Origin of the sequence: Streptomyces albidoflavus (assembly GCF_000719955.1) — a bacterium.
Classification (GTDB): Bacteria; Actinomycetota; Actinomycetes; order Streptomycetales; family Streptomycetaceae; genus Streptomyces; species Streptomyces albidoflavus.
Genome location: NZ_JOII01000001.1, coordinates 1 through 17,366 on the forward strand (window position 1 = coordinate 1; position 17,366 = coordinate 17,366).

A 17,366-nucleotide genomic window follows, 5' to 3' on the forward strand; every position below is an offset into this window, starting at 1 on the left:
CGTGTCGGGGTGCCCCCGCAGCAAACTGCACGCTAGGCCGCCTTGCTCCAATTGACCCCGCACCCTGCAGTTTGTGAGGAGGTACCCCGGCGCGGCCCCACCCCACCCACGTACCGGAGGAACCGCGAATCCCTATAGCCCGGCCGGCGATTGAGGCCAGTCTTTGACCGGCACGGTCGAGACGGAGCCTGGCGACCAACAGCCCGGCCGGCCCAGGCCAATGACAGCCCGGCCGGCGATTGAGGCCAGTCGGTGACCGGGCACGGGGAAGGAGCGGCACCCCCTAGTCGCGGCGCAGCCGCGTGGGCGGTGTGGGTCAGACGGCGGATTTGCGGTACCGGCGAACCGCCAGCGTGCGGAAAACCACCAGGATGATCAGGGACCAGATGACCGAGGCCCAGATCGGGTGCTGCATGGGCCACGCGTCCGGCGTGACGAAGTCGGGCGGCAAGTTCCCGAACAGCTCGCGACATGCCTGAACGGTCGTGCTGAAAGGATTCCACTCGGCGATGTGCCGGAAGACCGTCGGCAGCCTGTTGGAGTCGACGAAGGCGTTGGAGATGAAGGTCAGCGGGAAGAGCCAGATCAGCCCGCCCGAGGTGGCCGCCTCCGGGGTGCGGACCAGCAGCCCGATGAGCGCCCCGATCCAGGAGAAGGCGTACCCCAGCAGCAGGAGCAGGCCGAAGCCGGCGAGGACGCTGCCGAGGTTCTCGTGGGTGCGCCATCCGATGAGGAGCGCCACACCGGTGAGGACGACCAGGGTGAGGGCGGTCTGCACGAAGTCGGCCAGGGTGCGGCCCGTGAGCACCGCGCCCCGGGCCATCGGCAGCGAGCGGAACCGGTCGACCAGCCCCTTGTGCATGTCCTCGGCGATGCCGGCGCTGGCACCGGCGGTGGCGAAGGTGACGGTCTGCGCGAAGATGCCCGCCATGAGGAACTCGCGGTAGGCCGCCTGCGAGAGCGAGCCCCCCACCTGGATCGAGCCGCCGAAGACGTAGGTGAAGAGCACCACGAACATGATCGGCTGGATGAGCCCGAAGAGGACGACCTCGGGGATGCGGGTCATTCTGATCAGGTTCCGTTGGGCCATGACCAGGGAGTCCATGACCGACTGGGCGACTCTCCCGCGGCGCCGGGGGCGGGCGGCGTGCTCGGCGACGGTGCTCATCAGTCGACCTCTTTCATGGCCTGGGCACGGCGCTCGGCCGCACTGCGCTCTCCGTTGGCCGGGCTGTCGCCGTCCTCGCCGTTCTCCCCCTCGGCCGCCTGGGCGGCGTGGCCGGTCAGGGAGATGAAGACGTCGTCGAGGGTGGGGCGGCGGAGCCCGATGTCGTCGATCTCGATCTTGCGCACGTCCAGCTCGCGGATGACCTCGGCGAGGAGTTTGGCGCCGCCGGAGACCGGGACGGTGAGCTTGCGGGTGTGCTCGCTGACCGTCGGGGCGCCCTCGCCCACGCGGGTGAGGACCTCCACGGTGTCGGCGATCCGCTCCCGCTCGTGCACGACCAGCTCGACCCGCTCGCCGCCGGTGCGGGCCTTCAGCTCGTCCGAGGTGCCCCGGGCGATGACCCGGCCGTGGTCCACGACGCAGATGTCGTCGGCGAGGTGGTCGGCCTCCTCCAGGTACTGGGTGGTGAGGAGCAGGGTGGTACCGCCCTCGACCAATTCCTGGATGACGTCCCACAGCGCCTGCCGGTTGCGCGGGTCGAGGCCGGTGGTGGGTTCGTCCATGAACATCACCGGCGGGGAGACGACGAGGGCCGCGGCGAGGTCCAGTCGGCGGCGCATGCCCCCGGAGTAGGTCTTCGCGGTGCGGTCTCCCGCGTCGGCGAGGCCGAACCGCTCCAGCAGCTCACCGGCCCGGGCCTTCGCCTCCCGCCCGGAGAGCTGGTAGAGGCGGCCGACCATCTGGAGGTTCTCGCGTCCGGTCAGGTACTCGTCGATGGCGGCGAACTGGCCGGAGAGGCCGATGGCGCGGCGCACCTCGTCCGGACTCTCGACCACGTCGATCCCGGCGACCAGGGCGCGGCCGCTGTCGGGCACGAGGAGGGTGGTGAGGCAGCGGACGGCGGTGGTCTTGCCCGCGCCGTTCGGGCCGAGCATGCCGAGGACGGTGCCCTCGGGGACGTCGAGGTCGACGCCGTCCAGCGCTCTGACGTCGCCGAAGGTCTTGACGAGACCTTCCGCGTAGATGGCGCCTGGCATAGGGATCTCCTGACGTGATGCCGTGTGCGGAATAGTAGGTTTGCTCAGGTATGTCCGCGATGCTCGCGACGCGCGGGGGACAGGTCGAAGCAAGGGCGGGGACTCACTCTGATCACGGAGAGTGACGAAGGTGGCGCGAGACACACCATAACGCGATGTATCGCGTGCCGCAATGGATTCCAGCGCCCCGGTCCTGACGAGAAGGGGAACGCTCTCCTCCGACGCACGCGCGCCCGCCCGCCCGCTCGCACGCACGCGAAGGAGAAGGCGAGCAGGGCGAACAGACGAAAGGGGCGGGCACCCGGTCGACCGGGTGCCCGCCCCTCCCCCGCGCCGAGGCGCGTGTCGCCTCACTCCATGACGAGGTATCCCGCCCCGCGCAGCGCCGCGCCGACGCTCGCGCAGTGCTCGGGTCCCTTCGTCTCCAGGTGGACCTCCACCTCCGCCTCGGTGAGCCCCAGCCGGGGGTCGGTCCGCACATGGCTGACGTCGAGCACGTTGGCGTCGACGCCGGAGAGGACCGACAGCAGGGTCGCGAGGGCGCCGGGACTGTCGGTCAGCCGCAGCCGCAGCGAGAGGTAGCGGCCGGCCGCCGCCATGCCGTGGGTGAGGACGCGCTGCATCAGCAGCGGGTCGACATTGCCGCCGGAGAGCACCGCCACCACCGGCCCCTCGAACGCCTCGGGCCTGCTCAGCAGGGCCGCGACCGGGCTGGCCCCGGCCGGCTCGACCACCTGCTTGGCCCGCTCCAGGCAGAGCAGCAGCCCGCTGGAGAGGGCGTCCTCGGTGACCGTGACGACCTCGTCGACCAGTTCCCCGACGATCCGGAACGGCACCTCGCCCGGCCGCCCCACCTTGATCCCGTCGGCCATCGTCGACGGGCGCTCGACCGCCACCGGCCGGCCCGCGGCCAGCGAGGGCGGGTAGGCCGCGGCGCCCGCCGCCTGGACGCCGACGATTCGCACGTCGGGGCGGACCGCCTTGACCGCGACCGCTATCCCCGCGGCCAGTCCGCCGCCGCCGATGCCCATGACGATCGTGCGCACCTCGGGGCACTGCTCCAGGATCTCCAGCCCCAGCGTGCCCTGGCCCGCGATGACGTCGGGGTGGTCGAAGGGGTGGATGAAGACGGCGCCGGTCCGCTCCGCGTACTCCTGGGCCGCCGCCAGCGTCTCGTCGACCACCTCGCCGTGCAGCCGTACCTCGGCGCCGTACTCCCGGGTGGCCGCGACCTTGGGCAGCGGGGCCCCGACCGGCATGAAGACGGTGGAGCGGACGCCCAGCAGGGTCGAGGCGAGGGCCACTCCCTGGGCGTGGTTGCCCGCGCTGGCGGCGACCACGCCCGCGGCCCGTTCCTCGGGGGAGAGCCCGGCGATCCGCACGTACGCGCCGCGGAGTTTGAAGGAGCCGGTGCGCTGGAGGTTCTCGCACTTGAGATGGACGGGGGCGCCGACCAGTTCGGAGAGGTGGCGGCTGCCCTCCATCATCGTGACCCTCGCCACCCCGGCGAGCATCTTCTGCGCACCGCGCACGTCGTCGAGCGTCACCCTGGGCGGCTGGACGGCCTTGCTGTCTGTCATGGCCCCAGTGTGGCTGCTGGAGCGCGGTCCCCGATACGCCGCGCCCCCGCCGGCCCCGGCGGGCCCGGGGCAACCGCGACAGCGCCCGTACGGTCGGCGGCCCGGCCGCGTACGCTGTCCCCCCAACCGTCCCTCCCGCACGAAGTGAGCCCTGGCCATGCCCATGACTGAGGACATGTCGACCACCGCTTCCGGCGCTCCGGGTCCCTCCGGAGCCCCCGGAGATCCTTCCGCCCTCTTCGACACGCTCCAGCACCAGGTCGCCGTCTTCGCTCGGCGGGCCGAGCAGACCCGCCTCGGCGGGGTGGGCGCCGTCCGCAACTCGATGGACCGCGCCGCGTACCTGCTCCTCAACCACCTCGACAACGAGGGCCCGATGGGCGTGAAGGCGCTCGCCGCCAGCATGGGCATCGACTCCTCCACGGTCACCCGGCAGGTCGCGCCGCTGGTCGACGGCGGACTGGTCAGCCGTACCAGCCACCCCGAGGACGGGCGCGCCGTCGTCCTCCAGCTCTCCGCGCTCGGCCGCAACCGCCTCGAAGAGGTGCGGGCCGGCCGCCGCGAGCTGCTCAAGGAGCTGACCGGCGGCTGGAGCGACGGCGACCAGGAAGCCTTCTGCCGCCTGCTGACCCGGTTCAACGAGGAGATCGTGGCCCGCCAGAACCGCCTCGCCCAGAGCGGCGCCCCGGGCACCGACCCCGCCGAGAGCTGATCCCTCCCCGCCTCTTGACCCCGCGCGCCCCCTGGCCTCAGATGGGAGGCCGGACCGCAGCGGCGGGCAGGAGGCCCCGGTGAGCCCAGGCCACGAGATCCCCCGCACCGCCCGCGCCCGCGCGTTCGTCTCCTTCGCCGCCGGCGCGGGCGGCCGCCTGCTCCACCTGGCCGTGCTGCTCACCGGCGAAGCCCCCGGCAGCACCCCGTACGCCCGCCGCCTGCTCACCGCCGCACTCAGCCGCACCTACGCCGACTGGGACGCCCTGCGCGGCGACGACCCGTACGACCGGACCCGCCAGGACCTCGTCGCCCGCTACGCCCGCGCCGCCTGGCACCGCCGGCTCGGCGCGGCCGGCCGGACGCGGGACCCCGGGCCGCTGGGTCCCCTCACCCCGCACGAGCGCATCGCGGTGGTCCTGAGGCTGTACGAGGGGGTGCCCGAGGAGCAGGCGGCGGCGCTGCTGGGGCTGCCCGCCGAGCGGGTCAGGGCGCTGACGGCGCGGGCCTCGGTGCGGCTGGCGCGGCCGCCGGGCGGTGCCCCGGGTGCCCCGGAGCCGGCCCGGTGAGCGGCGAGGACCGCCGGAAGGAGCACGTCCGCCGGCTGCTCGACACCCCGCCGCCGCCCGTACCGCAGGAGCTGCTGGCCGAGGCGGTGCGCCGGGGTGAGCGGCTGCGCCGTCTGCGGGCCGGGGCGCGCCGGTTCCTCTGGGTGGTGGGGACGGCGGTCGTGGCCGGGGTGGTCGTCTGGCTGGTGGTGGCCCGGCCCTGGGCCGCGCCCGAGATGCCCGTCACGCCGCCGCTGACCGGCTGGTGACACGGCGCGGGGCCGGGCCCCCGTACGGACCCGGCCCCGCGCTCACCGGCGTACCGGCCTGCGCCCGTGTGCCGTTCAGCCCAGCGCCTGCTGGAGGTCGGCGAGCAGGTCGTCGGCGTTCTCGATGCCGACGGAGAGGCGCACCAGGTCGGAGGGGACCTCCAGCTGGGAGCCGGCCACCGAGGCGTGCGTCATCCGGCCGGGGTGCTCGATGAGGGACTCGACGCCGCCGAGGGACTCACCGAGGGTGAAGACCTTGGTCCGGTCGCAGACGGCGACCGCCTCCTCCTCGCCACCGGCGACCTGGAAGGAGACCATGCCGCCGAAGGAACGCATCTGCTTGGCGGCGACCTCGTGGCCGGGGTGCTCGGCGAGCCCCGGGTAGAGGACCTTGGTGACCTTGGGGTGGCGGCTGAGCATCTCGACGATCCGCTCGGCGTTGGCCGAGTGGCGGTCCATCCGCACCGCCAGCGTCTTGATGCCGCGCAGCACCAGCCAGGAGTCGAAGGGGCCGGCCACCGCGCCCATGGCGTTCTGGTGGTAGGCCAGTTCGTCGGCCAGCTCCTGGTCGTCGGTGACCAGGGCGCCGCCGACCACGTCGGAGTGGCCGCCCATGTACTTGGTGGTGGAGTGCACGACGACGTCGGCGCCGAGCGCCAGCGGCTGCTGGAGGTAGGGCGAGGCGAAGGTGTTGTCGACCACCAGGCGCACCCCGGCGGCGCGTGCGACCCCGGCGAGCGCCGCGATGTCGCTGATGCCGAGCAGCGGGTTGGAGGGGGTCTCGACCCAGATCGCCTTGGTGCGGTCGGTCAGCGCGTCCCGGACGGCCGCCGGGTCCGAGGTGTCGGCCACGGTGTAGTCGACGCCCCAGCGGGCCACGACCTTGGAGATCAGCCGGAAGGTGCCGCCGTAGGCGTCGTCGGGGATGACGAGGTGGTCGCCGGGGGCCAGCAGGGTCCGCAGCAGGCAGTCCTCGGCCGCGAGCCCCGAGGCGAAGGCGAGGCCGCGCCGGCCGCCTTCGAGCGCCGCGAGGTTCTCCTCCAGCGCGGTCCGGGTCGGGTTGCCGCTGCGGCTGTACTCGTAGCCGCCGCGCAGCCCGCCCACGCCGTCCTGCTTGTACGTGGACACCTGGTAGATCGCGGGGACCACGGCCCCGGTCATCGGGTCGGGAGTGTTTCCGGCGTGGATCGCCACGGTCTCGAAGCCGTGCGTGCCGTGCCCGTCACTGTGCCTGTCGCTCATGCGGCCCGAGCCTAGTGCCTCCGCGGCCCCGTTCAGGCCGTTGTGGCACCCGTCCCGCCTGCGGATGGAGACCAGTCCGTTACGGAGGGGGTTCGCCAACTGTCGGCGCCGTCTGGTTCGCTTGGAGCCATGGAACTCTTGTGGGCCCTGATGGCAGTGGTCATGATCGGAGCGGTCCTCGGACCGGTCATCCTGCGGCGCCGCCGCGGGATACGGCAGGTGCAGCCCGGCACCCCCGAGGCGGCCGACCCGGCCCAGTACGGCTTCCGCCCGCAGGAGACCCTCGACATCCGCCTGCCCGGCCCCGACCAGGACCTCCTCGACGTCCTCGACGTCGTCCAGCGCACCCAGGACTGGCGGGCCGCCTCCCAGCTGCTGGCCGGCACCGACAAACACGGCGAGCTGCGCTGGCAGCGCGTGCAGGCGTTCGCCGGGGCCGCCTCGCTGGAGCTCCAGCAGCGTCCGGGCGAGGGCGGCCGCTGGCTGCGCGACTGGCGGGCGCAGGAGCCCAAGGACGCGGGCGGCGCCGCGGTGCACGCCGAGTTCCTGGTGCAGCAGGCGTGGCGCTCCTCCACGGCCGGGAGCGACGACTTCCGGATCATCCTGGAGGAGGCGCGGTCGGCCGTGGCCCAGGCCGCGCTGCTCGCCCCGGGCGACCCGGTGCCGTACATCAGCGAGCTGGCCGTGGCGCGCGGGCTCGGCTACACCCAGCAGGAGTTCGACCAGCTCTGGCTGAAGATCCTGGACCGCGCCCCGGCGCACATGGGGGCGCATCTGGTGGCGCTGCCGTACTGGTCGGAGAAGTGGCACGGCTCGCGGCAGCAGTCGATGGCGTTCGCCGAGGCGGCCGCGGCCCGCGCGCCGGGCGGCTCGCTGCTCTCGGCGCTGCCCCTCTTCTCCCTGTACGAGCACCTGCCCGAGGTGAACCTGGTCCGTAACTTCTTCCAGAGCCAGGTCTTCACCCGGGCCCTGGAGGGCGCCCAGTTCGCCGCCCAGTCGGCGCGCCAGGACGATCCGGTGCTGCCGCACGTCCGGCACCTGTTGGTCTTCTTCCTGGTCAGCTCGGAGCGGTGGGGCGAGGCGATGCACCAGCTCGTCCGTGTCGACGGGTACGTGGGCGCGCTGCCGTGGACCCTGTCGGCCGACCCGGCCGCGCAGTTCGCCGTCTACCGCGCACTGGCGGTCGGCGGGTACGAGGCCAACGGCGGCAGCCCGGCCACCCTGCGCGGCTGAGCCCAAAACACCGGCGACGGGACGCCGCCCGCCTGGCATGATCGCTCCGGCGCGGCGGGAGACTCCCGTCGGCGCGAGGAGGACGGGGGCTCGTATGAGCGGGATCGTGGTGCCGGTGGACGGGCTGGCGGAGCGGGTCTCACCGCCGGTGAACGGCAGTGAGCGGGAGTCGCTCCGCGGCCATCTGGACTTCCACCGGGCGACGCTGCTGGCCAAGTGCGCCGGGCTGACCACCGAACAGCTCCGTACGAAGTCCTCGCCGCCCTCGGCGCTGTCGCTGCTGGGGCTGGTCCGGCACATGGCCGAGGTCGAACGGGCCTGGTTCCGCCGGACCTTCGCCGGTGAGGAGATCGGGCTGGTGTGGTCGCCGGAGGGCGACTTCCAGGTGGCGTACGACGCGGCGCGGGCGGACGCCGGGGAGGCGTTCGCGGTGTGGCAGGCCGAGGTGGCGCACGCCCGGCGGATCGAGGCGGCGGCCGCCTCGCTGGACGAGACGGCCTGGTCCCCGCGGTGGGAGGCCGAGGTGTCCCTGCGGGCGATCATGCTCCACCTGATCCACGACTACGCCCGCCACAACGGCCACGCCGACCTCCTGCGCGAGGGGGTCGACGGGGCCGTCGGCGTCTGAGGCCGGGCCGGGCGGCCCGCGCCGGTCAGATGGTGGCGGTGTCGATGACGAAGCGGTAGCGCACGTCGCTGTTGACGACCCGCTCGTACGCCTCGTTGATCTGGTCGGCGCGGATCACCTCGATCTCGGCGCCGAGGCCGTGTTCGGCGCAGAAGTCCAGCATCTCCTGGGTCTCGGGGATGCCGCCGATGTTGGAGCCGGCCAGCGTCTTGCGGCCGCCGATCAGCGAGAAGAGGTTGAGCGAGACCTGCTCCTCGGGGGCGCCGACGTTGACGAGGGCGCCGTCGGGGCGGAGCAGCTTGAGGTAGCCGCCGAGCTTGAGCGGGGCCGAGACGGTGGAGACGATCAGGTCGAAGGTGCCGGCCAGTTCGTCGAAGACCGTGCCGTCGGCGGTGGCGTGGTAGTGGTCGGCGCCGAGCTTCAGGCCGTCCTCGCGCTTGCGCAGGGACTGGCTGAGCACGGTCACCTCGGCGCCGAGCGCGTGGGCGATCTTGACGCCCATGTGCCCGAGCCCGCCGAGGCCGACGATGGCGACCTTCTTGCCGGGGCCCGCCTGCCAGTGGCGCAGCGGGGAGTACACGGTGATGCCGGCGCAGAGCAGCGGCGCGGCCACGTCCAGCGGCAGGCTGTCGGGGATGCGGACGGTGAAGTTCTCATCGACGACGACGTGGGTCGCGTAGCCGCCGTAGGTGGGCTCACCGTCCCGGCCTATCGCGTTGTAGGTGCCGGTGGAGCCGTTGGCGCAGTTCTGCTCCTGGCCGGCGAGGCAGAACTCGCAGGTGCGGCAGGAGTCGACCATGCAGCCGACGCCGACCCGGTCGCCCACGGAGAAGCGCGTCACGGCCTCGCCCACGGCGGCGACCGTCCCGGCGATCTCGTGGCCGGGGACCATCGGGAAGATGCCCTCGGCCCAGCCGTCGCGGGCCTGGTGGATGTCGCTGTGGCAGATGCCCGCGTAGGCGATGTCGATCAGCACGTCGTGCGGACCGGGGGTGCGCCGCTCGATGGTCGTGCGCTCCAGGGGTGCGCCGGGCGCGGGGGCCGCGTAGGCGGGAACCGTCTGGGTCATGGGGGTGGCCTCCAGGTCGTACAGGGTTCAGCCTCCCGACCCTACGGCGTCACCCCGTGTAGGGGCCAACGGTTCCGGGGCGGGCCCTCGCCCGCCCCGGAACCACGGCTTCAGGAGGCGTCCGCGCGGTTCTCGGTGAGGGCGAGGCTGCCGCCGGTGAGGGTGGCGAGGCGGTCGGCGCGGCGGGTGAGGGCGGGGTCATGGGTGACCATGACGAAGGTGAGGCCGTGCTCGCGCCAGAGTGCGTCGAGCAGCTCCATGATGTCGTCGCGGGTGGCGGTGTCGAGGTTGCCGGTGGGTTCGTCGGCGAGGAGCACCTTGGGGCGCTTGACCAGGGCCCGGGCGATGGCGACGCGCTGCTGCTGGCCGCCGGAGAGCTCGGCCGGGACGTGGCCGACGCGTTCGCCCAGGCCCACGGAGGCGAGCGCCTCGGCGGCCCGTTCGCGGCGGTCGGCGGCGCGCAGTCCGAGCGGGACCAGGGCCGTCTCGACGTTCTCCTGGGCGGTGAGGGTGGGGATGAGGTTGAAGCTCTGGAAGACGAAGCCGATGGTCTCGGCGCGTACCCGGGTGAGGCGGGCCTCGGGGAGCGCGGCGAGGTCGGTGCCGTCGAGTTCGACGGTGCCGGAGGTGGGCCGGTCGAGTCCGCCGAGCATCTGGAGGAGGGTCGACTTGCCGCCGCCGGTGGGGCCCTGGATGACGAGCCGGTCGCCGTCGGCGAGGGTGAGGTCGACACCGTCGAGGGCCGCGACGGTCTGCTTGCCGCGCCGGTAGTGCTTGGTGACACCGCTGAGTCGGTACATGGTGCTGCTCCTGCGTGGGATGGGGGTGCGGGCCGGGGACGGGGAGCCGGGTCTCACTCCACCCGCCGCAGGGCGTCGGCGGGCCGCAGCCGCGAGGCCCGCCAGCCGCCGAACGCCCCGGCGACCAGGCCCCCGGCGACGGCCAGGCCGACGGCGAGCGCGAGGGTGGTCGCGGAGACCGGCGCGGTGAGCGCGACGTCCAGGCTCTGCGCCCCGGCGCCCGAACCGCCGCCGGGCCCGCGCCCCATGCCGCCGCCCATGCCGCCACCACCCATGCCCCCGCCGAGGGAGCCCAGTTGGGCGGTGAGCGTCGGTCCGGCCGCCGTGATGGCGTAGGCGGCGCCGAGGCCGACCGCGATGCCGAGGACGCCGCCGATCAGGCCGTTGACCACGGCCTCGCCGACGATCTGCCGGGTGACGCGCCCGCTGCGCCAGCCGAGCGCCTTGAGCGTGCCGAACTCGCGGACCCGGCGGCCGACCGAGGCCGTGGTGAGCAGCCCGGCGACCAGGAAGGCGGCGGCGAGCACGGTCCAGGAGAGCCAGCGGCCGACGGTTCCGGCGAGCGAGGCGGCGGTGGAGAGGGAGCCGGAGACGGTGTCGGCGAGGTCGGCGGAGCTGGTGACGGTGGTGCCGGGCAGCTTCTTGGTGAGCGCCGTCTTGAGCGTGCCGATCTGCTGGGAGTCGGCGGCCTGGACGTAGACGGTGGTGATCTTGTCCTTGGCGTCGGCCAGGGTCTGGGCGCGCTTCAGCGGGAGGTAGACGTCGGCGGCGGCCTGGCCGCTGTCGGCGGTGGCGATGCCGACGACGGTGAACTTGGTTCCGCCGACGGTGACCTTGTCGCCCTTGGCGAGCTTCTCCTGCTGGGCGTAGCCGCTGTCCACGACGGCCACGGCGGCGTCGGTGTCGGCCTTGGTGAAGGCGCGTCCTTCGGTGAGGGTCGAGGAGGCGAGGGGGCCGAGGCCGTCGGCGGTGACGTCGGTGCCGTAGACGGTGAAGGAGTCGATGCCGAAGGCGGCGCCGCCGCCCTCGACGCGGCCGCCGGAGCCGCCGCCCGGTCCGCCCGAACCGCCGCCTCCGGGGCCGCCGTTGGGTGGGGTGGCGGAGCCGTCGGAGCTGTCGTCCTGCTGGACCTGGCCGCGGCGGAACTGGCCGTCGACGCTGATGCTGGTGAGGCTGAGGCCGCCGGCGGCGCGGGCGACGCCGTCCTGGGCGGCGGCGGTGGTGACGGTGGCGGCGTCCAGGGTGGCGAGGCCCTGGACGACGAGGCGTTCGCCGGACTGTTCCTCGCCGTCCTCGTCCGCGTCGAAGTCGAAGGTGGGGCGCTCGGGGCGCTCGCCGTCGGCCGGGGCGGAGCGGGCCTTGGTGACGGTCAGGTCGGTGCCCAGGCCGTAGAGGGAGCCGAGGACCTGGTCCTGGGCGCGCTGCATGCCGGCGGTGACCGAGGTGACGACGATGACCAGCGCGATGCCGAGCGCGAGCCCGGAGGCGACGACGAGCGCCGCCTTTCTGCGGCGCCGCAGTTCGCGCCGGAGGTAGGTGAGGAACATGCCGCGACCGTAGGAACGCTCCGTGATGAACGGTTAAGGCGTACGTGAGAGCGGCATGAGAAGACCCCGCGCCCGGGAGGGACGCGGGGTCTTCGGGGCCGGTGCGCTACCGGACGGGGACAGGATCAGACGGCGGAGCCGGCCTTCCACTGGGCCCAGTCCATGTTCCAGCCGTTGAGGCCGTTGTCGGGGGCGATGGTCTTGTCGCCGGTGTTCCGGACGTCGACCACGTCACCGACCATCGAGTTGTTGTAGAACCAGGCGCCGGGGGTGGAGGCGTCGTTGGCGCCCTTGGCGTCGGCGAGACCGACACAGCCGTGGCTGGTGTTGGCGTTGCCGAAGATCGACTTGTCGCCCCAGTAGTTGCCGTGGATGAAGGTGCCCGAGGTGGAGAGCCGCATGGCGTGCGGCACGTCCTTGATGTCGTACTCGCCCTTGCCGTCGTCGTCGGTGAAGCCGACGGTGGCGCCGTTCATCCGGGTCTCCTTGAACTTCTCGGAGATCACCATCCGGCCTTCGTACGTCTTGTTGTCGGGCGAGCCGGCCGAGATCGGGATGGTCTTGACCGTCTTGCCGTCCCGGGTGATCTTCATCGTCTTGGTCTTGGCGTCGACGATGCTGACCTGGTTGCGGGCGATCTTGAAGGTGACCGTCTTCTGCTGGACGCCGTAGACGCCGTCCGCGCCCTCGACGCCGTCGAGGTCGAGCTTGAGGGTGACGGTGGAGTTGCCGGCCCAGTAGTCCTCGGGGCGGAAGTCGAGGCGCTTCTCGTTGAACCAGTGGCCGACGACCTCCTGGCCGCTGCTGCTGGAGACCTTGATGCCGTTCTGCACGGCCGCCTTGTTGGTGATGCCCTTGTCGAAGTTGATCGAGACGGGCATGCCGACGCCGACGGTCGAGCCGTCCTCCGGCGTGAAGTTGCCGATGAAGCTGTTGTCCGGCGAGACGGTGGTGAAGGAGGCGTTCTCGTGGGCCTTGCGGCCCTCGGAGTCCGCCGCCTCGGCGGCGATCTTGTAGACCGTGGCGCGCTGGAGCTGGCCCTCGGGCTTCCAGGAGGTCTTGTCGGCGGAGAAGGTGCCCGGCACGTCGGTACCGTCGGCGGACTTCATGCTGACGTCGGTCAGCTTGCCCTTGGTGACGGAGACCTCGGCGTCGTTGTTGATGCTGGCGTTGTCCGCGCCGTCCTTGGGCGTGATCTTTATTCGGGCCGCAGAGGTCTTCTTCGCCGCGGCCTCGTCGACCTCCGCCTGCGACTTCTCGCGGCTCTCCGACGATCCCCCGCCGCTCCCGCCGTCGTCGCCGCCACCGCACGCCGTGAGCACGAGCACTCCGCCGAGCAGTGCGGACGCGGCCGACAGAGCCCTGCGCCGCTTGCTGTCCGTCATCACACGCTTCTCCATCGTTGCTGATCCCCGGACGTCCCGGCGGCCCGGCCCCTGACGCGGTCCGGACCGCGCCCTCCAAGGACGCCTGTCCCCACTACAGGTGTACAACACCCGCCCGGTAAGTCCGGTTCCACTTCACTCACCGATGTGAGCTACGCCACGACCGCCCGTCAGGGGACGTTCTAGCAGCTCACACCACCGGCCACCAGGGGCGACCGGATTCGGCCACTGCCGGGACGGTGGTCTCCTGCCCAATTCGCCCGAACTCATACGAACCGTTGTGCTCCACCGTCGCACACTCATGCCCCCGGGTCGTAGCCCGTCCCGTAACCAACCCCTCCGCTTTCCCCCGTCGCGGGCGGTCATTACCATCGCCCCCACACGGCCAATTCGCCAGCGCCACAAGGGGGATCGCTTCCGTGTCGTCCACCGCACGACGATCACTTCTCACCGCCACCACCGCCGCCACCCTGCTGGGGGCGCTGTGGTTCGTGCCGTCCGCCAACGCCTCCGGCACGGCGGGCGACACCGCCCCGCAGGAGGAGCGGGCCGCCACCACGGCCGGCTCCGCCGCCGAACCGGCCGGCGAGGAGCTCCTGCTCGCCGACTCCGGCAGCGTGGACACCACCCCGTACCTCGTCGGCGGAACCGCGTTCCTGCTGGTCGGGGCGGGCTTCGTGGCCTACTCGGCCCGCCGCGGCCCCTGGGTCACCGAGGACGCGGGACTGACCTGATCCCGCCGTCGCGGGGCGCGGGCCCGTGCCGTACGCCACACGGCCCGCCCGCTCCCCGCAGCCCTCTCCCCCAAAACCCCCACATCCCGCCACCGGCGACAATCAGCCACACCTCCGGCACCCCCCGCGCACACTCCCGCGCGAACCACCCCACCCCTCACTTCTTACGGGCGCCCCCGTCCGACCCCCTCCCGCCGGACGGCGGCGCCCGCACCCCTCCCCACCCCGCCGTCACCCGGCGGGGCAGTTGCTCAGGCCAGCGGCCCGGTGTGCTGCTCGGCGGCTTCGACCGGGCGGCCGGAGCGGACGAACTCGGTGGTCAGCGCCAGGTCCGGGGCGAGCACCCGGTCCGGTCCCGGGCCCTCGACACCGGCCGCGCGCAGCGCCGCGATGACGGCGGCGGAGGCCGGGGCCGGGGTGAGACCGGCCCGCAGCTCGACGGCGCGGGTCGCCGCGTACAGCTCGACCGCGAGCACCCGGGCCAGCGCGTCCACGGCGGTCCGCAGCTTGCGGGCGGCGGACCAGCCCATGGAGACGTGGTCCTCCTGCATCGCGGAGGACGGGATCGAGTCGGCGGAGGCCGGGACGGCGAGCCGCTTCAACTCGCTGACCAGGGCGGCCTGCGTGTACTGGGCGATCATGAGGCCGGAGTCGACGCCCGGGTCGTCGGCGAGGAAGGGCGGCAGCCCGTGCGACCGGTTCTTGTCCAGCAGCCGGTCGGTACGCCGCTCGGCGATCGAGGCAAGGTCGGCGACGGCGATGGCCACGAAGTCCAGCACATAGGCGACGGGCGCCCCGTGGAAGTTGCCGTTGGACTCCACGCGCCCGTCGATGACCAGCGGATTGTCCACGGCCGCCGCCAGCTCGCGCTCGGCCACGAGCCGGGCGTGCGCCAGCGTGTCCCGGCCCGCCCCGGCGACCTGGGGCGCACACCGCACCGAGTACGCGTCCTGTACGCGCGGGGCGTCGTCCTGGTGCCCGCCGACCAGCCCGGAGCCGGCCAGCACGGCGGCCATGTTGGCGGCGGAGGCCGCCTGGCCCGGGTGCGGGCGGACGGCGTGCAGCTCGGGGGCGAGGACGCGGTCGGTGCCGAGCAGCGCCTCCAGGGTGAGGGCGGCGGTGATGTCGGCCGTGGTGTAGAGCCGGTCGAGGTCGGCGAGGGCCATGACCAGCATGCCGAGCATGCCGTCGGTGCCGTTGAGCAGCGCGAGCCCCTCCTTCTCGCGCAGCTCGACCGGGGTGATGCCGTGCTCGGCCAGCAGCTCGGCGGCGGGCCGCACGGTGCCGTCGGGACCCTCGGCGTCCCCCTCGCCCATCAGGGCCAGCGCGCAGTGGCTGAGCGGCGCCAGGTCGCCGGAGCAGCCCAGCGAGCCGTACTCGTGCACCACCGGGGTGATCCCCGCGTTCAGCACGTCGGCGACGGTCTGCGCCACCTCGGGGCGGACGCCGGTGTAACCGGAGCAGAGCGTCTTCAGCCGCAGGAACATCAGCGCCCGCACCACCTCGCGCTCCACCCGCGGGCCCATCCCCGCCGCGTGCGAGCGCACGATGTTGCGCTGGAGCTGGGTGCGCAGCTCCGGGCCGATGTGCCGGGTGGCGAGGGCGCCGAACCCGGTGGAGACCCCGTAGACCGGTTCGGGCTTGGCGGCCAGCGCGTCGACCGCCTCCCTGGCGTGGGCGAGCGCGGCCAGGGCTTCCGGGGAGAGTGCGACGCGGGCTCCGTCACGGGCGACCGCGACGACGTCGGCCGCGCTGGTGCCGGAGGTTCCCACCACCACAGTGTGCATATCCATATTCAGGAGCGTACGCAGTGAATCCCGCGCTGTCACGGGTGGTGGGCGGGGGAGACCGTTACCGGTTTCACCTGGGGCGGGCCCGGTCATCCCGGAGCACCCGCGCCACCGCTGCCGCCTCTGCGCCCGCGCAGCCGCCGCCGCTCGCCGCCCTCCGGCGGCGGGGTGTCGGCCAGTTTCAGCACCGCGTCGGCGCCGGTCTCCGGCTCGGCCTCGCGGCCGGCGACGACCGGCCCCCGGGCCCGTACCGCCTTCGCCCGGTACTGCGCGGCGTCCGCCAGCCGGAAGAGCCGGCGCGCCGAGCGGACCTCGCCGATCGCGTCTCCCGTCGAGGCGACCCCGCAGGCCACCCCCTCCCCCGTCGCCAGCCCGTACGCCCGCTCGCACAGCTCCTCGGCCACCGCCACCACCTCGTCCGCCTCGGGGCCGACGCTGACCAGGCAGAACTCGTCCCCGCCGAGCCGGGCCGCCAGCGTCCCCGGCAGCATCGCCCCGCAGAGCGACAGCAGCGAGCCGAACCGCTCCAGCAGCCGGTCGCCGACCGCGTGGCCGTGGGTGTCGTTGACCCGCTTGAGCCCGTTCACGTCGCAGACCACCAGCGACACCACGGCACCCTCGGCCCGGTGCGCCTCCACCGCCTCGTCGAGTCGCGCGTCGACCGCCCGCCGGTTGGCCAGCCCCGTCAACGCGTCCGTGTACGCCAGCCGCCGCGCCTCCTCCAGCCGCTCGCACTGCACGATCCCGGCGGCCGCCACCGCCGCCAGCACCGTCGCGAAATCGGCGTCGGCCCGCCCGAACACCTCGGCCCCCGCGTCCCGCGCCACGTACAGCTCGCCCCAGGCGTGCCCGTGCAGCACGATCGGCGCCACCACACAACAGCCCCGGCCCCGCCGCCGCAGCGCCGCCACCCGCTGATGGCAGTAACCGGGCCGCCCCTCGGCCCGCCCGTCCGCCGTCTCCACCCAGGCGTCCGGCTCCCCGCCCCCCGCCCACCGCTCGTGCAGGAACTCCGTGATCTCCGGGAACTGGTGCACCGGATACGTCTCCGCCTCCGGATACTCCTCCTCCCCCGCCGCCAGCCGCCCCGCGTTGACCAGCACCCGCAACCGCCCCTGCTCCCGCTCCCAGACCGAGAGCGCCGCGAAACTCCCCCCGAGCGCCCGGCAGGCCCCGAGCGCAGCGGCCCGCCACACCTCACGGGGCCCCTGAGCAGCGGCCATCGCCTGCGCCAGCCCCACCACGGCCCGGAGCCGGAGATCGTCTCCCATCCCTCCAGGCTATGGACATATGCCACCAAGTGAGACTTTTTGCTGCGCTACGGGGCGCGGGGCCCGGCTCCGGCCTGGACCGGGCGTTGTCGGGCGGAGTCGAGTGAGGCCGGGCCGGACGGGCCGGGTGACGGCCGACCTTCCTTGCCCGGACCGGCAGCGACTCCCCCGGCGAACCACCGGAGCCGGACCGAGGCGCCGGGCTCGAACCCGCGCCTGCCGTGGCCACGGGACGGAACACGACACCGGGCCGTGCCCGCGCTCGGGACGTCACCGCCGGAGCGCGGGCACGGCCCTCGACGGCGCCCCGGCAGGAAACGGCGGACACGCACAGCGCCGGTCCGGCGGGTCAGC

16 protein-coding genes are annotated in these 17,366 nt (G+C 73.4%); 6 read left to right on the forward strand and 10 right to left on the reverse strand.

The features are described 5' to 3' along the window. Positions 1-316: 316 nt before the first annotated feature. From IF45_RS0100005 to ilvA, 3 genes are all read right to left on the reverse strand, one after another. On the reverse strand, positions 317-1,168 hold the full coding sequence (locus tag IF45_RS0100005) for an ABC transporter permease (protein WP_003948328.1): 852 nt from the start codon (positions 1,166-1,168) through the stop codon (positions 317-319). Beyond that, positions 1,168-2,205: a daunorubicin resistance protein DrrA family ABC transporter ATP-binding protein gene (locus IF45_RS0100010; protein WP_030304707.1), complete on the reverse strand. Its 1,038-nt coding sequence runs from the start codon at positions 2,203-2,205 to the stop codon at positions 1,168-1,170. The genes IF45_RS0100005 and IF45_RS0100010 overlap by 1 nt, the downstream gene beginning before the upstream one ends. Positions 2,206-2,555: 350 nt before the next feature. Then, on the reverse strand, positions 2,556-3,785 hold the full coding sequence (gene ilvA, locus IF45_RS0100015; RefSeq protein ID WP_003948331.1) for a threonine ammonia-lyase: 1,230 nt from the start codon (positions 3,783-3,785) through the stop codon (positions 2,556-2,558). 175 nt (positions 3,786-3,960) lie between these two features. Between ilvA and IF45_RS0100020 the strand changes: the two genes are divergently transcribed. The 3 genes from IF45_RS0100020 (at position 3,961) to IF45_RS33205 (ending at position 5,313) form a co-directional block, all read left to right on the forward strand. Next, positions 3,961-4,497: a MarR family winged helix-turn-helix transcriptional regulator gene (locus IF45_RS0100020; protein ID WP_003948332.1), complete on the forward strand. Its 537-nt coding sequence runs from the start codon at positions 3,961-3,963 to the stop codon at positions 4,495-4,497. A gap of 79 nt (positions 4,498-4,576) precedes the next feature. Next, on the forward strand, positions 4,577-5,065 hold the full coding sequence (locus IF45_RS0100025) for a sigma factor-like helix-turn-helix DNA-binding protein (RefSeq protein WP_018894348.1): 489 nt from the start codon (positions 4,577-4,579) through the stop codon (positions 5,063-5,065). Beyond that, positions 5,062-5,313, forward strand: a complete 252-nt coding sequence (locus tag IF45_RS33205; RefSeq protein ID WP_030304710.1) for a hypothetical protein — start codon at positions 5,062-5,064, stop codon at positions 5,311-5,313. The genes IF45_RS0100025 and IF45_RS33205 overlap by 4 nt, the downstream gene beginning before the upstream one ends. A 75-nt stretch (positions 5,314-5,388) precedes the next feature. Here the strand turns inward: IF45_RS33205 and IF45_RS0100035 are convergent, their stop codons facing one another. Beyond that, positions 5,389-6,555, reverse strand: coding sequence for a cystathionine gamma-synthase (locus IF45_RS0100035; RefSeq protein WP_008411086.1), 1,167 nt, complete (start codon positions 6,553-6,555; stop codon positions 5,389-5,391). Between the two features lie 129 nt (positions 6,556-6,684). Between IF45_RS0100035 and IF45_RS0100040 the strand changes: the two genes are divergently transcribed. Together IF45_RS0100040 and IF45_RS0100045 are read left to right on the forward strand one after the other, a co-directional pair. Beyond that, positions 6,685-7,788, forward strand: a complete 1,104-nt coding sequence (locus IF45_RS0100040) for a hypothetical protein (protein WP_008411088.1) — start codon at positions 6,685-6,687, stop codon at positions 7,786-7,788. A 94-nt stretch (positions 7,789-7,882) separates the two neighbouring features. Beyond that, positions 7,883-8,416 (forward strand): DinB family protein, encoded by a 534-nt coding sequence (locus IF45_RS0100045; RefSeq protein ID WP_008411090.1) that lies wholly within the window; start codon positions 7,883-7,885, stop codon positions 8,414-8,416. A gap of 25 nt (positions 8,417-8,441) precedes the next feature. Here the strand turns inward: IF45_RS0100045 and IF45_RS0100050 are convergent, their stop codons facing one another. From IF45_RS0100050 to IF45_RS0100065, 4 genes are all read right to left on the reverse strand, one after another. After that, positions 8,442-9,485: an NAD(P)-dependent alcohol dehydrogenase gene (locus tag IF45_RS0100050; protein ID WP_030304713.1), complete on the reverse strand. Its 1,044-nt coding sequence runs from the start codon at positions 9,483-9,485 to the stop codon at positions 8,442-8,444. Positions 9,486-9,595: 110 nt separating this feature from the next. Further along, positions 9,596-10,285: an ABC transporter ATP-binding protein gene (locus tag IF45_RS0100055; protein ID WP_003948339.1), complete on the reverse strand. Its 690-nt coding sequence runs from the start codon at positions 10,283-10,285 to the stop codon at positions 9,596-9,598. 53 nt (positions 10,286-10,338) lie between these two features. Next, a complete protein-coding gene (locus IF45_RS0100060; protein ID WP_030304715.1) occupies positions 10,339-11,832 on the reverse strand; it encodes an ABC transporter permease in 1,494 nt (497 codons plus the stop codon). A 125-nt stretch (positions 11,833-11,957) separates the two neighbouring features. Further along, positions 11,958-13,217, reverse strand: a complete 1,260-nt coding sequence (locus tag IF45_RS0100065; protein ID WP_003948341.1) for a L,D-transpeptidase — start codon at positions 13,215-13,217, stop codon at positions 11,958-11,960. 419 nt (positions 13,218-13,636) lie between these two features. Between IF45_RS0100065 and IF45_RS0100070 the strand changes: the two genes are divergently transcribed. Continuing rightward, positions 13,637-13,951, forward strand: coding sequence for a hypothetical protein (locus IF45_RS0100070; protein WP_003948343.1), 315 nt, complete (start codon positions 13,637-13,639; stop codon positions 13,949-13,951). Between the two features lie 251 nt (positions 13,952-14,202). Here IF45_RS0100070 and hutH read toward each other — a convergent pair whose 3' ends face one another. Together hutH and IF45_RS0100080 are read right to left on the reverse strand one after the other, a co-directional pair. Beyond that, complete coding sequence (gene hutH, locus IF45_RS0100075) at positions 14,203-15,744, reverse strand: histidine ammonia-lyase (RefSeq protein ID WP_008411102.1); 1,542 nt, start codon at positions 15,742-15,744, stop codon at positions 14,203-14,205. 86 nt (positions 15,745-15,830) lie between these two features. Beyond that, on the reverse strand, positions 15,831-17,012 hold the full coding sequence (locus IF45_RS0100080; RefSeq protein ID WP_010638388.1) for a GGDEF domain-containing protein: 1,182 nt from the start codon (positions 17,010-17,012) through the stop codon (positions 15,831-15,833). Between the last annotated feature and the right edge of the window lie 354 nt (positions 17,013-17,366).

Excerpts from the sequence above, each read along its gene's own strand:
- IF45_RS0100055 (WP_003948339.1), bottom strand. The coding sequence starts at position 10,285 with ATGTACCGACTCAGCGGTGTCACCAAGCACTACCGGCGCGGCAAGCAG.
- IF45_RS0100035 (WP_008411086.1), bottom strand. The coding sequence starts at position 6,555 with ATGAGCGACAGGCACAGTGACGGGCACGGCACGCACGGCTTCGAGACC.
- IF45_RS0100065 (WP_003948341.1), bottom strand. The coding sequence starts at position 13,217 with ATGACGGACAGCAAGCGGCGCAGGGCTCTGTCGGCCGCGTCCGCACTG.
- IF45_RS0100020 (WP_003948332.1), top strand. The coding sequence starts at position 3,961 with ATGTCGACCACCGCTTCCGGCGCTCCGGGTCCCTCCGGAGCCCCCGGA.
- hutH (WP_008411102.1), bottom strand. The coding sequence starts at position 15,744 with ATGGATATGCACACTGTGGTGGTGGGAACCTCCGGCACCAGCGCGGCC.
- IF45_RS0100080 (WP_010638388.1), bottom strand. The coding sequence starts at position 17,012 with ATGGGAGACGATCTCCGGCTCCGGGCCGTGGTGGGGCTGGCGCAGGCG.
- IF45_RS0100010 (WP_030304707.1), bottom strand. The coding sequence starts at position 2,205 with ATGCCAGGCGCCATCTACGCGGAAGGTCTCGTCAAGACCTTCGGCGAC.
- ilvA (WP_003948331.1), bottom strand. The coding sequence starts at position 3,785 with ATGACAGACAGCAAGGCCGTCCAGCCGCCCAGGGTGACGCTCGACGAC.
- IF45_RS0100060 (WP_030304715.1), bottom strand. The coding sequence starts at position 11,832 with ATGTTCCTCACCTACCTCCGGCGCGAACTGCGGCGCCGCAGAAAGGCG.
- IF45_RS0100005 (WP_003948328.1), bottom strand. The coding sequence starts at position 1,168 with ATGAGCACCGTCGCCGAGCACGCCGCCCGCCCCCGGCGCCGCGGGAGA.
- IF45_RS0100045 (WP_008411090.1), top strand. The coding sequence starts at position 7,883 with ATGAGCGGGATCGTGGTGCCGGTGGACGGGCTGGCGGAGCGGGTCTCA.
- IF45_RS0100050 (WP_030304713.1), bottom strand. The coding sequence starts at position 9,485 with ATGACCCAGACGGTTCCCGCCTACGCGGCCCCCGCGCCCGGCGCACCC.
- IF45_RS0100040 (WP_008411088.1), top strand. The coding sequence starts at position 6,685 with ATGGAACTCTTGTGGGCCCTGATGGCAGTGGTCATGATCGGAGCGGTC.